This is a genomic window from Sphaerisporangium sp. NBC_01403 (assembly GCF_045040145.1).
Taxonomy (GTDB): domain Bacteria; phylum Actinomycetota; class Actinomycetes; order Streptosporangiales; family Streptosporangiaceae; genus Sphaerisporangium; species Sphaerisporangium viridialbum.
The window spans coordinates 3065701-3080141 of record NZ_CP109534.1 but is presented as its reverse complement, the minus strand read 5'-3'; the positions used below and the strand labels follow the sequence as shown (position 1 = coordinate 3080141).

Annotated in this window: 13 protein-coding genes; 8 read left to right on the top strand and 5 right to left on the bottom strand. The window is 71.7% G+C overall.

The genetic code is table 11. From position 1 onward, the window contains the following. Positions 1 to 284 precede the first annotated feature (284 nt). On the bottom strand, positions 285 to 2501 hold the full coding sequence (locus OG589_RS13995) for an ATP-dependent RecD-like DNA helicase (RefSeq protein WP_405149250.1): 2217 nt from the start codon (positions 2499 to 2501) through the stop codon (positions 285 to 287). A 113-nt stretch (positions 2502 to 2614) separates the two neighbouring features. On the opposite strand from OG589_RS13995, the gene OG589_RS13990 reads away from it, so the two are divergent. Continuing rightward, complete coding sequence (locus OG589_RS13990) at positions 2615 to 3967, top strand: serine hydrolase domain-containing protein (protein WP_405149248.1); 1353 nt, start codon at positions 2615 to 2617, stop codon at positions 3965 to 3967. Positions 3968 to 3977: 10 nt separating this feature from the next. On the opposite strand, the gene OG589_RS13985 is transcribed toward OG589_RS13990, so the two are convergent. Next, a complete protein-coding gene (locus OG589_RS13985; RefSeq protein ID WP_405149246.1) occupies positions 3978 to 5552 on the bottom strand; it encodes an MFS transporter in 1575 nt (524 codons plus the stop codon). 250 nt (positions 5553 to 5802) lie between these two features. Here OG589_RS13985 and OG589_RS13980 point away from each other — a divergent pair, with 250 nt between their 5' ends. Both OG589_RS13980 and OG589_RS13975 read left to right on the top strand, forming a co-directional pair. After that, complete coding sequence (locus OG589_RS13980) at positions 5803 to 7071, top strand: RNA polymerase sigma factor (protein ID WP_405149244.1); 1269 nt, start codon at positions 5803 to 5805, stop codon at positions 7069 to 7071. A gap of 20 nt (positions 7072 to 7091) precedes the next feature. Continuing rightward, positions 7092 to 7613 carry a GNAT family N-acetyltransferase gene (locus tag OG589_RS13975; protein WP_405149242.1) on the top strand — a complete coding sequence of 174 codons (522 nt, stop codon included), beginning with the start codon at positions 7092 to 7094 and terminating at the stop codon, positions 7611 to 7613. Positions 7614 to 7706: 93 nt separating this feature from the next. Here the strand turns inward: OG589_RS13975 and OG589_RS13970 are convergent, their stop codons facing one another. Both OG589_RS13970 and OG589_RS13965 read right to left on the bottom strand, forming a co-directional pair. Continuing rightward, positions 7707 to 8321, bottom strand: a complete 615-nt coding sequence (locus OG589_RS13970) for a histidine phosphatase family protein (protein WP_405149240.1) — start codon at positions 8319 to 8321, stop codon at positions 7707 to 7709. Between the two features lie 258 nt (positions 8322 to 8579). Next, complete coding sequence (locus OG589_RS13965; RefSeq protein WP_405149239.1) at positions 8580 to 9812, bottom strand: PEP/pyruvate-binding domain-containing protein; 1233 nt, start codon at positions 9810 to 9812, stop codon at positions 8580 to 8582. Positions 9813 to 9887: 75 nt separating this feature from the next. Between OG589_RS13965 and OG589_RS13960 the strand changes: the two genes are divergently transcribed. From OG589_RS13960 to OG589_RS13940, 5 genes are all read left to right on the top strand, one after another. Next, complete coding sequence (locus tag OG589_RS13960; RefSeq protein ID WP_405149237.1) at positions 9888 to 10283, top strand: DNA-binding protein; 396 nt, start codon at positions 9888 to 9890, stop codon at positions 10281 to 10283. After that, positions 10280 to 10915, top strand: coding sequence for a transcriptional regulator (locus tag OG589_RS13955; protein ID WP_405149236.1), 636 nt, complete (start codon positions 10280 to 10282; stop codon positions 10913 to 10915). The genes OG589_RS13960 and OG589_RS13955 overlap by 4 nt, the downstream gene beginning before the upstream one ends. Positions 10916 to 11076: 161 nt before the next feature. Next, positions 11077 to 12024: a 2-dehydropantoate 2-reductase gene (locus tag OG589_RS13950; protein ID WP_405149234.1), complete on the top strand. Its 948-nt coding sequence runs from the start codon at positions 11077 to 11079 to the stop codon at positions 12022 to 12024. A gap of 61 nt (positions 12025 to 12085) precedes the next feature. Next, positions 12086 to 12595 carry a DinB family protein gene (locus OG589_RS13945; RefSeq protein ID WP_405149232.1) on the top strand — a complete coding sequence of 170 codons (510 nt, stop codon included), beginning with the start codon at positions 12086 to 12088 and terminating at the stop codon, positions 12593 to 12595. Between the two features lie 160 nt (positions 12596 to 12755). Further along, a complete protein-coding gene (locus OG589_RS13940) occupies positions 12756 to 13286 on the top strand; it encodes a hypothetical protein (protein WP_405149231.1) in 531 nt (176 codons plus the stop codon). Here OG589_RS13940 and OG589_RS13935 read toward each other — a convergent pair. After that, positions 13192 to 14409: a cytochrome P450 gene (locus OG589_RS13935; protein ID WP_405149230.1), complete on the bottom strand. Its 1218-nt coding sequence runs from the start codon at positions 14407 to 14409 to the stop codon at positions 13192 to 13194. The two genes, OG589_RS13940 and OG589_RS13935, sit on opposite strands and share 95 nt — an antisense overlap. Positions 14410 to 14441 lie beyond the last annotated feature (32 nt).

The following is a 14441-nucleotide window of genomic DNA, read 5'->3' as shown; positions in this document are numbered from 1 at the left end:
GGCAAAGTGCAATGAAAAAACCCTAATAGGGATTGCCACCCGAACGTACATCTTTTGGGCGAGATAGATCACATTTCGGTCACCTTGAACTGGGAATGCGGACCAGGAAAGCCATCCGAGGCCGTCAAGAAGATCCAATGGGATTGTCAGGGTATGAGCCGGTCAAAGGGTGCACACGCGCGTGCGCGGATGGTGTTCACGCGTGAAACCGCCCCGTCTCGTGAACCGGCCGGCGGCCGGGCACGGACCCGCCACCGGGCCGGTGTGGGAGACCCCGCTCCCGGTCAGCCCTGGCTGAGCCGGTGGGTGAGGCTGGTGTGCCGGCGCCCCGCCCCGCGCGTCCGTACGGCCTGGGCCAGCGCGCGGCGCGAGCCGACGAGCACCACGAGTTTCCTGGCGCGGGTGACCGCGGTGTAGAGAAGATTGCGCTGCAACATCATCCACGCGCTGGTCGCCAGGGGGATCACCACGGCGGGATATTCGCTGCCCTGCGAACGATGGATGGAGACGGCGTAGGCGTGCGCCAGCTCGTCCAGTTCGTCGAAGGCGTATTCGACGCTCTCGTCCTCGTCGGTGAGCACGGTGAGTTTGCTTTCCTCAGGACGCAGGTCGGTGACGACGCCGACGGTGCCGTTGAACACCCCGGCGACGCCCTTGTCGTAGTTGTTCCGCAGCTGGGTGACCTTGTCGCCGATCCTGAACACCCGGCCGCCGTAGCGGCGTTCGGGCATGCCCTCCCGGGAGGGGGTCAGCGCCTCCTGGAGCGCGTTGTTGAGGTTGCCCGCACCGGCCGCGCCGCGGTGCATCGGGGCGAGCACCTGCACGTCGCGGCGGGGGTTGAGGCCGAACTTGCGCGGGATGCGCCGGGCCACCACGTCGACGGTGAGCGCGGCGATCTCCTCAGGCTCCTCGCAGGGGAACAGGAAGAAGTCGCCCATGCCCGAAAGGGCCGGATGCAGGCCGCTGTTGATGCGGTGGGCGTTGACCACCACCCCCGACTGCTGGGCCTGGCGGAAGATCTGCGTCAGCCGTACCCGGGGGAGGGTGCCGGCGGCGAGCAGGTCGCGCAGCACCTCGCCCGCGCCGACCGAGGGCAGCTGGTCGACGTCGCCCACGAACAGCAGGTGGGCTCCGGCCGCGACCGCCTTGACCAGCTTGTTGGCGAGCAGCAGGTCGAGCATGGACGCCTCGTCGACCACCAGCAGGTCGGCGTCCAGCGGGTTGTCGCGGTCGAAGGTGGCCTCGCCGCCGGGACGCAGCTGCAGCAGCCGGTGCACGGTGGTGGCCTCGTGGCCGGTCAGCTCGGCGAGCCGCTTGGCGGCCCTGCCGGTCGGGGCGGCCAGGATGACCTTGGCCTTCTTCGCGCGGGCCAGGGTCACGATGGAGCGCACGGTGAAGCTCTTGCCGCAGCCGGGCCCGCCGGTCAGCACGGCCACCTTGGAGGTGAGCGCCAGCCGTACCGCCTCGGACTGCTCGGGGGCCAGGTCGGCGCCGGTGCGGGTGCGCAGCCAGTCCAGCGCGGCCGGCCAGTCGACCCCGTGGAAGGCGGCGAGCCGGTCGTGACCGGAGTCCAGCAGGCGACGCAGGCCGCCCGCCAGCGACAGCTCGGCGCGGTGGAACGGCACCAGGTAGACCGCGGGCACCACGCCGTCGCCCGCCGGGACGTCCTCGCGGACCACGCCCTCGGCGGCGACCAGCTCCTCAAGGCAGCTCGTCACCAGCTCCGGCGGGACCTCGAGGATCTTCACCGCGTCGCCGGCGAGGTTGGGCGCGGGAAGGTAGCAGTGGCCCCCGTCCGCCGCCTGCGACAGGGTGTACCGCAGGCCGGCCTTGACCCGCTCGGGGCTGTCGTGCGGGATGCCGACCGCCTGGGCGATGGTGTCGGCGGTCTTGAAGCCGATGCCCCACACGTCGTCGGCCAGACGGTACGGCTCGTTCCGCACCACCGCGATGGAGCCGTCGCCGTACTGCTTGAAGATGCGCACCGCGATCGAGGTGGACACCCCGACGCCCTGCAGGAAGATCATCACCTCTTTGATGATCTTCTGTTCCTCCCAGGCGGCGGCGATCATCTTGGTGCGCTTGGGGCCGAGCCCGGGCACCTCCACCAGCCGCCCGGGCGCGGTCTCGATGACCTCCAGCGTCTGGACCCCGAAATGGCCGACGATGCGCTCGGCCATCTTGGGGCCGATGCCCTTGACCAGCCCGGACCCGAGGTACCGCTGGATGCCCTGCACGGTGGCCGGCAGGACCGTGGTGTAGGACCACACCTCGAACTGCCTGCCGTACTTGGGATGGGAACCCCACCGGCCGGTCAGGCGCAGGCTCTCGCCCACCTGCGCGCCGAGCAGCGGCCCCACCGCGGTCACCAGGTCGGCGCCGCCCCGCTCGACGGCCACCCGCGCGATGGTGTACCCGGTCTCCTCGTTGGCGTAGGTGATGCGCTCGAGGACGGCGGACAGCTCGACGCCGGGGGGACGGCCTGCCTCCTGGGTGGTCATGGCCGGTATTCTCCCGCAGCCCGCGCGTACCCGGGCGAGGGCAGGCCCTGGTTGATCCCCGGTAATGTGTCAGCTGTTTCCAAGCGGCTTACCGATTCGGGGAGGGCGGCCGGATGCCGGCGGTTCTGGAGGGTACGGCTCGCGCGCTGCTGCGCCGCGTGGCCATCGAGCAGGCCGAGACGCGGATGCCCTCGCTGGCCGCCATGGTGCTGCGCGACGGCGAGCCGGTCTGGTTCGGCGCCCGGGGCAAAGCCGAGGGCGCCGCCCCCACCCCCGCCACCCAGTACCGCATCGGCTCGATCACCAAGACCATGGTCGCCGTGCTGGTGATGCGGCTGCGCGACGAGGGCCTGCTCGACCTCAACGATCCGCTGTCCAAGCACGTCGCCGCGACCCCGGTCGGCGACGTCACCATCGCCCAGTTGCTCTCGCACACCGGAGGGCTCACCGCCGAGCCGCCCGGCGGGTGGTGGGAGCGCACTCCCGGCGTCGAGATGGACGCCCTGGCCGGGGCCCTGGACGTCCAGACCGCCCGCCACCGTCCCGGCCGCCGGTTCCACTACTCCAACCTCGGCTTCGCCCTGCTGGGCGAGCTGGTCGCGCGGCACCGCCGGGCCGGCTGGGCCGAGGCGGTGCGGGCCGAGATCCTCGAGCCGCTGGGCATGCGCGACACCACGACCCGCCCCCGCGAGCCGCACGCCCGGGGGTACGCCGTGCACCCGTGGGCCGACGTGCTGCTGCCCGAGCCCGAGCACGACGCGGGCGCCATGGCCCCGGCGGGGCAGCTGTGGTCCACCCCCGCGGACCTCGCCAGGTGGGCGGCGTTCCTGTCCGGCGGCGACGACAGGGTCCTGCGCGGCGCCACGCTCGCCGAGATGCGCGAGCCCGCCGCCGTGGAGGACGCCGACACCTGGAGCGTCGGCCACGGCCTTGGCGTCCAGCTGCTGCGCCACCGGGGGCGGCGCCTGGTCGGGCACGGCGGGTCGATGCCGGGGTTCCTCGCCGTGGTCTGGGCGGACCCGGCCGACCGGGTCAGCGTGCTGGCGATGGCCAACGCCACCTCGGGGCTGCGCGCCTCGGTGGCCACCGACCTGCTCGACATCCTGGACACCCACGAGCCGCCCATGCCGCGCGAGTGGGCGCCCTCCCCCGCCGACGCCGACCTGCTGGAGATCACCGGCCCCTGGTACTGGGGGCCCGCCGCCTACCTGCTGCGCCTGCTGCCCGGGCGTGACGTGTCGCTCACCCCCGTGGGCGGCCCAGGCCGGGCCTCCCGGTTCGCCGCGCAGGCCGACGGCACCTGGCTCGGCCTCGACGGCTACTACGCCGGGGAGACCCTGCGCCTGGTGCGCCGGCCCGACGGCTCCCCCGGCCACCTCGACCTCAACACCTTCGTGTTCACCCGCGAGCCGTACGACCCGGCGGCGCCGGTCCCCGGGGGCGTGGACACCTCCGGCTGGCGCTGACCTCCGGCGCTCACCCGGGCGTACGCGCGTGCGACTCCCGGCCGCTTGGGGGTACGTGCCGGAGCAGGGCCAGGGTGAGGACGGCGGTGCCGAGCAGCAGCACGGCGCTGCCCCAGGCGGCCACGTGCATCCCCGCGGTGAAGGCCTCGCGCGCGGCGGCGAGCAGCCGGGCGTCCAGCGGGCCGGCGAGGTCAGAGGCGGCGGTGAGGGCGCCCGCGAGGGTGTCGCGGGCGGCGGTGGCCGCCTGGGCGGGCACACCCTCGGGGACGGCTCCGGCGATGTGGGCACGGTAGACGGCGGTGCCGAGGCTGCCGAGCGTGGCGATGCCCAGGGCGTAGCCGAACTCCGAGCCGGTCTCGTTCATCCCGGCGGCGAGGCCGGCCTTGGCGGGCGGGACCGAGCCGATGACCAGGTCGAGGCTGAGCACCACCATCGGCCCGCCGCCGAGGTTGGTCAGGGCGAACCCGAGCGCCACCGCCACCAGGCCGTGCTGTGGCCCGGCCTGGGTGATCGCCAGCAGGCCTGCCACGCCGACGGCCATGCCGCCGCTGATGAGGTAGGCCGGGCGGACGCGGCGGGCGAGGATCGGGGACAGCAGGGCGCCGGCGATCGAGGTGGCCACCGCCGGCAGCATGGCGAGCCCGGCCCGCAGCGGCGACAGCCCGGCGACCAGCTGGAAGTACTGGGTGATGAACAGCATGATCGCGCCCATCAGCAGGGTGCCCGCCATCATGCCGCCCATGGCGGCGGTGAAGGACCGGTTGCCGAACAGCCTCAGGTCCAGCAGCGGATCGGCCAGCCGTCGCTGCCTGCGGGCGAACGCCACCCCGAAGGCCGCGCCGGCCAGCACCGCCGCGACGGGCAGGACCTGCAGGCCGTCTCTGGCCAGCTCCTTGAGGCCGTAGATGGCCGGCAGGATCGCGGCCAGGGACAGCGCCACGCTGGTCAGGTCGAGCCGGCCCGCGGCGGTGTCGCGGTACTCGGGCAGCAGCACCGGCCCGAAGACCAGCAGCAGGCCCATCGCCGGCACGCCCAGCAGGAACACCGACCCCCACCAGAAGTGCTCAAGCAGTGCCCCGCCCACCAGTGGGCCGACGGCGGCGCCTGACATGAAGCACACCATCCACACGCTGATGGCCACGGCCCGCTGCCGGGGGTCGCGGAACATGTTGCCGATCAGCGCCATCGTGGAGGGGGTCATTGTCGCCCCGGCGACCCCCAGCAGCGCCCGGGCCGCGATCAGCATCCCCGGGCCGGTGGAGTACGCCGCCAGCACCGAGGCGGCCCCGAACGCGGCGGCGCCGATCAGCAGCAGGCGGCGGCGCCCGATGCGGTCGCCCAGGGTGCCCATCGTGATGAGCAGCCCCGCCAGCATGAACCCGTACACGTCCATGATCCACAGTTGCTGGGTGGCGCTCGCGCCGAGGTCCTCGCTCAGCCGGGGCAGCGCCAGCAGCAGCACGAACACATCGATCGAGACCAGCAGGGCCGCCAGTGCCAGCACGCCGAGCCCCACCCACTCCCGCCGCCCGGCCCGAGAGCCGGTGACGCGCGGATCCGCCGTGGTCGCGGTATTGGTATCCATGGAAAGACCGCTCCTGTTTCGAGAGACGGCGAGGCGCCCCGTGCGGGCGCCTCACGCTATTGGGTCGGAGCGGGCGGGCGGAATTCGACACCCTCTCGCATGGGAGAGGATGGGGAACCGTCCGCGGCCCTCACCTGGTTGACTGCGAGGACCGGCTGGTTGACCGCGAGGACTTGGTCGACCGGACGACGCACGACCGGGCCGGCCACGACCAGGCCACCGAGGCCCACCGAGCACGCGGGACGGAGATGTGAGTACGGACACCCAGGTCGAGAACCTGCTGCGCGAGCTGGCGCCGCAGGTCGTCGGCGTCCTGGTACGGCGGCACGGGCACTTCGACACCGCCGAGGACGCCGTGCAGGAGGCCCTGCTGGCGGCCGCGGTGCAGTGGCCGGAGCAGGGCATCCCCGACAGCCCCAAGGCGTGGCTGGTCACCGTGGCCTCGCGCCGGCTGACCGATCTGTGGCGCAGCGACCACGCGCGCCGGGCCAGGGAGGTCGCGGTCGCGGCCATGGTCCCGGACGCCGACGCCGCGACACCGGGCCCGGGAGAGGACGCTCCGCCGGATCAGGACGACACCCTGACGCTGCTGTTTCTGTGCTGCCATCCCGCGCTGTCGCCGGCCTCCCAGCTCGCGCTCACCCTGCGCGCCGTCGGCGGCCTGACCACCGCGCAGATCGCCCGCGCGTTCCTGGTGCCAGAGGCGACCATGGCCCAGCGCATCAGCCGGGCCAAGCAGCGCATCAAGGCCACCGGCATCCCCTTTCGCATGCCCCCAGAGCCCGAGCGGGCCGAACGGCTGCGCGTGGTCCTGCACGTGCTGTACCTGATCTTCAACGAGGGGTACACCACCAGCTCGGGCCCGGACCTGCACCGCGCCGACCTGACCGGGGAGGCGATGCGGCTGACCCGGGCCGTCCACCGGCTGCTTCCCGGCGACGGCGAGGTGGCCGGGCTGCTGGCGCTCATGCTGCTCACCGACGCGCGGCGCATGGCGCGCACCGAACCCGACGGCACGCTGGTCCCGCTGGCCGAGCAGGACCGCGGCCGGTGGAACCGCGAGCAGATCGAGAGCGGCATCGCGCTGATCACCGGCGCGCTGTCGCACAGGGCGCTCGGCCCCTACCAGCTGCAGGCGGCCATCGCCGCGGTGCACGCCGAGGCGCCACGGGCCGAGGACACCGACTGGGCGCAGGTGCTGGCGCTGTACGAGCTGCTGGGCCGCGTCGCGCCCAACCCCATGGTGACGCTCAACCACTCCGTCGCGCTGGCCATGGTCAAGGGGCCGGAGGCCGGGCTGGACCTGCTGGCCGCGCTCGACGGCGACGAGCGGCTCGCCGGGCACCACCGTCTGGACGCGGTCCGCGCGCACCTGCTGGAGATGGCCGGTGAGCACGACGCGGCCCGCGACCGATACAGGGCCGCGGCGCGCGGCACCACCAGCATTCCCGAGCGGCGTTACCTGGAGACCATGGCCGCCCGGCCGGCGCCCGGGGATCCCGGCGCCGGGGACGGCTGAACCGACCGCGGAGACGACAGGTGCCGAACGACGAACCCCTCATCCGCCCGGCCGTGCCCGCCGACCTGGAGGCTGTCGCGGCGATCTACTCCCACTACGTGACCGGCAGCCTCGCCACCTTCGAGGAGGTCCCGCCCACCGTGCCCGACTGGGAGCGCAGGCTGGCGGACCTGGCCGGGCGGCGGCTGCCGTTCCTGGTCGCCGACGTGGCCGGCCAGGTGGCCGGGTACGCCTACGCGGGCCCGTTCCGCCCCAAACCGGCCTACCGGCACACGGTGGAGGACTCGATCTACCTCGCCCCCGGCTCGACCGGCAGGGGGCTCGGCCGCGCGCTGCTTGCCGCCCTGCTGGCCGGGTGCGCCGAGGCCGGTGCCCGGCAGGTGATCGCGGTCATCGCCGACACCGGGGAGACCGCCTCGGCGGCCCTGCACCGGCGCTTCGGCTTCACCGACGCCGGGCTGCTCAGGCAGGTGGGCCACAAGCACGGACGCTGGGTCGACACGCTCCTCATGCAACGCGACCTGTCCCCCGGCACGGGCTGACGTACATCCCGGCCAGGCTGCCCGCCGATGAGCTGGCCAGTACTGCCCGCACATCGTCGCGGCGGCGAGTGAGCTGCCGTCCAAGGAGCCACGTCACGGCCTCATGCCTTCGGGGAACCCGGTCCAGCGCAGGTCGGGCGGGAGGTGGCTCATGTCGTTGAACATCACGATCGTAGGCGGCAGGCCGTTGCGGTACTCGATGACCGTCAGTGCGGTGTTGGCGCTGTTCAGTCCGAGCCACCGGGATGGCGGCGCGTCCAGTGCGTGCCGCACCAGCCACGCGATCTGGTACGCGTGCGTCACCAGGACCTCGTGTGTGTTGGGTTGCGTCCCTTTCGCGGTCGCGTCGGGGGCCTTCGCGAACCGGGCAACCAGGGCCTCGGCGAGCCTCTGGCCCGAGGCTGCCTCGGTGTCGTCGTAGCCGTCGAAGAAGCCGGCCCAGGACGGGGGTGTTTCGGCCGCACCGGGAACGTAGGGCACGTGGTCAACGAGTTCGGCGGCCTCAGCCACGGGCACGTTCGGTAGATGCCGGGCGAGTTCGTGCGCGCTTGCTACCGCGCGTGGTAGCGGAGAGTGCCACACGGCGTCGACCGGTACGCTGGCGAGCCGTTCGCCCAGCAGGCCAGCCTGCCGGCGCCCAATGCCGATGAGCTCCCCGAACGCGTCGGCCGCGCCGTGGCGTGCTAGGTAGAGGTGTCGCGTTGTCATTAGTAGTTGGGGGCGCGGTGTCCGTGCGGGCCCGCTTCCCATCTCCTTTCGATCCGTGGCTGTGGGTTCGGCGGCGGGATGCTTGGGTGGGGTCGGCTCTTGATCTGGCAGACACCGAGGAGGCCGTGCGCGGCCGGGCGGCGCATCATCGTCAGCGAACGGGGCGGGGTCCGTGCCGTTGCGACTGCTGACACTCTTGCCACGTCGGCGGCGTGCGACTTCTGGCGATGACTCCCGGCCAGGGACGGAAGTGATCAGTCACGCGTTTGTCGCCGTGACGGTGCCGGTGGTGCCGTCGATGGTGATGATGGTGTCGTCGTGGAGCCTGCTGGTCGCGTTCGGGATGCCGAGGACGGCGGGGATGGCGTGCTCGCGAGCGACGATCGCGGCATGGGAGAGCACGCCTCCGGTTTCGGTGATGACGCCGGCGGCGATGCGCAGCAGTGGCGTCCAAGCGGGGTCGGTGAAGGGGCAGACGAGGATGTCGCCCGGGTGCACGCGTGCGAAGTCGCCGGGACCGCGGACGATTCTCGCGGTGCCGGTCACAGTCCCGTGGCTGCCTGGTGTTCCGGTGAGTGTGGCGGCTGGGGTATCCGAGGTGCCGGAAGGCGATGTTGGTGGCGGGGGTGCGGCGGTGACCGGCCGTGCTTGCAGAATCCAGGTGCGGCCGTCGACGATCGCCCACTCGATGTCCTGCGGTCCACCCAGTAGAGCAGCAATCTCCTTGCCCAACCTGGCCAGCTGTGTGGCGGTCGCGTCGTCGAGCGTCGGTTGGTTCCGGGTACGGGCGGGCACGTCGCGAATGACGAGCTGCGTGCCGCGCCGGTCGAGGCGGGTTCGTTTGTCGGCGATGGTGCGTGTGACCGACCCGTCGTCGGCGACGCGGTAGGCGTCAGGCGTGACCTTGCCCCCGACGATGCTGGGGCCGAGGCCCCAGGACGCCTCGATCTGGGTGGCGTCGTTTGGGTCTGCGGGTGTGAACATGACCCCGGATACCTCGGCGTCCAGGTGGCGTTGGACGATGACGGCCATCACAAGATCGTCGGACGGCTGGTCGTCGCGGCTGGAGGCACGCCGGTAGTCGATGGCACGTGGAGAAAACAGCGAGGCCCAGCAGGCACGTACGGCATCGGCGACCTCGCTGACTCCGTGTACAGCGAGGAAGCTCTCGTGCTGACCGGCCGCCGATGCCTGACCGGTGTCTTCATTTGCTGCCGATGATCTTACCGCCACGGGCGGATCGCCGAGCTCGTCGAGTGCGCGTCCCAGCGCATCGATCACGGTGGCGTGGACCGGGCGGGCCTCGATCACCTGCCGCGTGGCGTCAAGATCGTCCGACTCGCCAGCGAACCGCCCGAGGTCCAGGTCGCGGACAGCGGCGAGGTAAGCGGCGAACGAGACGACGTAGCCGTCAGGAACCGGCAGACCCGCGCGGAGCAACGCGCCGAGTGCGCCAGCCTTGCCCCCGCAGGTATCGGCGACAGCCTCCATGAGGGGTACGATCACCCATCCGAACCCTTCAACAGATGATTGACAATATTTTGTTGATTATGCATCGTGAGTTGCATGCAACGCAAGCACGACATCGCTCACACCGTGCACACTGACCACGACCAGGCCCACCGTGAGCAGGACGCGCGTGAGCGTCTCCTGAGCCTGGGCGCAGATGCGCTCGACGCCCGCCCGTGGCGACCCTCGCCCGCCCCGCTGTCGGCGGTCGACCTCGCGCAGTTCGCCGTCTGGCGCTGGGCCGACCTGGGCCCGGAGGACATCCTGAGCGCGCTCGCCCTCCTGCCCGCCGCACGCGCCGAGGTCGAAGGACTCGAAGCCGCCCTGCTGTTCACGGCCCGAAGCGCAGGACTGACCTGGGCACAGATGGCGCACGCGATGGGGTTCAACTCCCCGCAGGCGTGCCAGCAGCGGTACACCCGCCTGGCCGCACGACAGGACGCCGGCTCGTGACGCGGGACTCTCAGCCCGACCTGCTGGTCCTGCACGCCGTGCGCATCACCGGGTTCGCAGACACACCGGTGATCGCTCATCGGTACGGGCTCGATGCGGCCAAGACGAAAGGGATGCTGCGCGACGCCGAGGCACGTGGCTGGGTTGAGCACACCGCCTTCGCCGGCACCGGAGGTTGGTCGTTGACCGAACCGGGCCGGGCCGAGAACGAGCGCCAGCTCGCGGCCGAGCTCGCACGCGTCGGCGGTGCCGACGAGGTCCGTGACGTCTACCGCGAGTTCCTCCCGCTGAACGCCCTCCTGTTACGAGCCTGCACCGACTGGCAACTCCGGCCCACCGCCGGCGATCGGCTCGCCGTCAACGACCACTCCGATCCCGCCTGGGATGCCGGAGTCCTCCACGAGCTCGCCGGCATCGACCGCGCACTCACGCCATTCGCAGACCGGCTCGGGAGCGTCCTCACACGGTTCCGCGGATACGACACACGATTCACCACAGCCCTAGCGCGCGCCCGGGCCGGGGAGGGCGCCTGGGTCGACCGCACCGACGTCGACTCCTGCCATCGTGTCTGGTTCGAGCTCCACGAAGACCTCATCGCCACGCTCGGCCTCGACCGGCACGCGGAACCCTGACCCAAGGGTTGTAAATCCCATGGCGTGTCAACAAGCTGGGGGGTCGGCAGCGGCGGTCGTGGTGGTGTGGTACCTGTCTTCTTCGAGTGGACAAGAGAGGATCCGCATGGCGTGCCGGTGATCGGAAGCGCCGGCGGTTCCCGCATCCGAGGAGTGGTGGCGTGAGAATCCTGGTCGTGGGCGCCGGCGCGACCGGCGGCTACTTCGGTGGCCGCCTGGTCCAGGCCGGCCGGGACGTGACGTTCCTGGTACGGCCCGGGCGGGCGCGCCTGCTGCGCGAGCGCGGGCTGCGCATCGTGGGCCTGGGCGAGAAGACCGTGCTCACCCCGCCCCTGGTCGTGGCCGGGGAGATCGGCTCGGCCTTCGACCTGGTGCTGCTGACGGTGAAGGCCACCGGGCTCGGGCAGGCGATCGTGGACCTCGCGCCCGCGGTCGGTCCCGGCACCCTGATCCTGCCCGTCCTGAACGGCATGCGGCACATCGACGCCCTGGCCGAGCGGTTCGGCGACCGCACGGTGCTGGGCGGCGCGGTCAAGGTGGTCACCACCGTCGACGCCGACGGCGACATCGTCCGCCTCGCCGACCTGCAGACCCTCACCTACGGCGCCCGCGGCGCGTACGCCCCCGAGCCTCTGGCCGAGGTGGGACGCGTGCTCGACGGCGCGGGGTTCGACACGGACCTGTCCGGCGACATCACCGGCGAGATGTGGGCCAAGTGGGTGCTCATCGCCGCGACCGGCGCGGTGACGTGCCTGATGCGCGGGACGGTCGGCGAGGTCGAGGCCGTGCCCGGCGGCGCCGTGTTCGCCGAGGCGGTGGTCGCCGAGTGCGCGGCGGTCGCGGCGGCGGCCGGTCACGCCGTGCCGGAGAGGGCGCTGGCGTTCACGCGCGAGACGGTGAGCACACCGGGATCCCCCTTCGTCTCCTCCCTGTACCGCGACCTGGTGGCCGGCAAGGCCACCGAGGGCGAGCACATCGTCGGCGACCTGGTATCCCGGGCGCGACGGCTCGGCGTCACTGTCCCCCTGCTGGACGTGGCGGCCATGCACCTGCGGGTGCACGAGAACCGCGTCGCGAGGAACCGGCCGGAACCCGCTCCGGCGGCGTGACCGGGCCGCCTGCCGGGCATGCGGTTCGCGCGATGGCGGGGCGGCGCGAAATGATGCCCTGATGACCTGGACAGCACCGGAAATCACCCGCACCGGCGGCTCTCTCGTCGCCGGTGAGCGCGAGATGCTCGAAGGCTATCTCGCCTGGCATCGCAGCACCTTCCTGCTCAAGTGCGCGGGCCTGACCGCGGAGCAGCTCGCCCTGCGGGCCGCGCCGCCGTCCGGCCTGTCGCTGCTCGGGCTCATCCGCCACCTGGCCAAGGTCGAGCGCACCTGGTTCCGTCAGCGGTTCGCAGGCGAGCCGGTGGAGCCGCTGCACGCCGAAAGGAGGGACGCCGACTTCGACGACCTGGACCCCGCGCGCGCCGCCGAGGAGTACGCGTTGCTGGTCGAGGAGATGCGGCTGGCCGACGACGCCGCGGCGGGCGCGTCCCTGGACGACACCTTCACCTTCCGCGACGAGGTCTACTCGCTGCGCATGGTCTACCTGCACATGATCGGCGAGTACGCGCGCCACAACGGGCACGCCGACATGGTGCGCGAGCGCGTCGACGGCGTCACCGGCGCCTGACCGGGCCGGGGCAAGTTCGTCGGCCCGCGCGGCATCTGCCCCGGCACTGGATACGCCAGGCCGCCGTACGGTGGGTGCCGTTAAGAAACGTGCGATCAGCCGCCAAAGCACGCCTGAGCTGGGATCCCGCTATTAAAGGACGCCATCGGGCTCCCGTGATGTGGTCGTCCGGTACAAGCGATCTAACCATCGGGAATGCTCGGTCGCCGATGCCGACAAGCTGACCGACTGGCTGGCGGTCAACGTTGCGCACGCCGAGCGGCAGCCGGATCGGGTACGTGAGGAGTTGCTCAAGCAGTGCCGGTCCGAGCGGATCGAGCCGCCCTCGCCCGGCCAGATCAGCAGGATGGTCCGCTCGGCGCTGCACAACGCCGAGCGGACCTGGTTCGCCCGGCTCGCGGCACGGCTGGACGCCGAGACGATCGCCCGCATCCTCGCCCTGGTGGCCGCCGACCAGGCCCAGGAGACCGAGGAGGAAGACCGCGACGATGACCTGGACGAGGACCAGAGCTCGGTCTTATCGCTGATCAAGGCGATACCGGGCAACGTAGTTAGGGCGCGGGCCGCATCGCCGCCGGCTCCTGACCGGGTCGCGCTCAGGGTTGGTACGGCAGGACCTGGTCGTACTCGACCAGGAGGTGGCGCGGTCCGCGCAGCGTCGAGCCCGGGCGGTAGGGCGGCGGGTCGGTGACCAGGCGCGGGTTCACCAGCCGCTTCGCCAGCTCGCGGAGTGCGATCTGGGCCTCCAAGCGGGCCAGCGGCGCGCCGAAGCAGTGGTGGATCCCCCCGCCGAACCCGAGGTGCTGGATGTAGGGACGGTCGGGGTCGAACCGATCGGGATCGTGGACATGCGCGGGGTCGCGGCTGCCCGACGCGAGTGCCACGATGATGTTCGACCCCTTGGGAATGGTGACGCCCGCGATCGTGATGTCGTCGAGGGCGACGCGCTGCGGCAGGAAGTGCACCGGCGGCTCGAAACGCAGCAGCTCCTCGATGGTATGGATGATCAGGTCAGGCTCGTTGCGGATCCGTTCGATCAGCCCGGGGTTGCGCAGGAGGGTGAGCATGCCGTTCGTGATGAGGTTGACCGTGGTCTCGTGCCCGGCGACCAGCAGCATCCTGGCGGTGGTGACCACCTCCGCCTCCGACAGCGCTCCGTCGGGGCCTTCGTAGGTCACCAGTTGTGACAGCACGTCGTGGCCCGGGTTCTGGCGGCGGGCCTGGACGAGCTCCCCCAGGTAGGTCGCCAGAGAGAGCACGGCGGCCGTGCGGCGCCGGGCTCGCTCGTCCTGGTCGCCCTCGCCGGGGCCGAGGGTCTCGGCGATCTCCTCGGCCCACGTGTGGAACTTGGGCTCGTCCTCGCGCGGCACGCCGAGCAGGTGGCAGATGACCGTGACGGGGAACGGGTAGGCGATGTCCTCGACGATGTCGGCCTGCGTCCTGCCGGCGATGCCGTCGATCAGGTCTTTGACGATCTCGTGCAGTTGTCCGCGCATGCTCTCCACCACACGCGGGGAGTGGGGCGGCCCGAAGTGCCGCATCGTCAGCCGCCTGAGCTGGTCGTGCTCGGGCGGGTCGATGCCGATGAAGGGGGGTGGCAGCGGTTCGGCGGGCGGCGGGTGGGCCAGCTTCCGCTTGTCAGAGCTGACGCGCGGGTCGTGCAGCAGCGCGACGATCTCCTCGTAGGTGCTGACGACGTAGCTGCCGTCCTCCAGCCGCACCACGGGGGTCTTGCGGAGCTCGGCGTACAGCGGGTACGGGTCCGCCCGGTTGGCGAACTGGTGGATCTGCTCGTAGATGCTTGCCGGCTCCACGAAGGTGCCTCCCCTGTCTGGTCGTTCGAGGG

Coding starts and splice junctions, on each gene's coding strand:
- OG589_RS13995 (WP_405149250.1), bottom strand. CDS start 2,501: ATGACCACCCAGGAGGCAGGCCGTCCCCCCGGCGTCGAGCTGTCCGCC.
- OG589_RS13990 (WP_405149248.1), top strand. CDS start 2,615: ATGCCGGCGGTTCTGGAGGGTACGGCTCGCGCGCTGCTGCGCCGCGTG.
- OG589_RS13985 (WP_405149246.1), bottom strand. CDS start 5,552: ATGGATACCAATACCGCGACCACGGCGGATCCGCGCGTCACCGGCTCT.
- OG589_RS13970 (WP_405149240.1), bottom strand. CDS start 8,321: ATGACAACGCGACACCTCTACCTAGCACGCCACGGCGCGGCCGACGCG.
- OG589_RS13965 (WP_405149239.1), bottom strand. CDS start 9,812: ATGGAGGCTGTCGCCGATACCTGCGGGGGCAAGGCTGGCGCACTCGGC.
- OG589_RS13960 (WP_405149237.1), top strand. CDS start 9,888: ATGCAACGCAAGCACGACATCGCTCACACCGTGCACACTGACCACGAC.
- OG589_RS13945 (WP_405149232.1), top strand. CDS start 12,086: ATGACCTGGACAGCACCGGAAATCACCCGCACCGGCGGCTCTCTCGTC.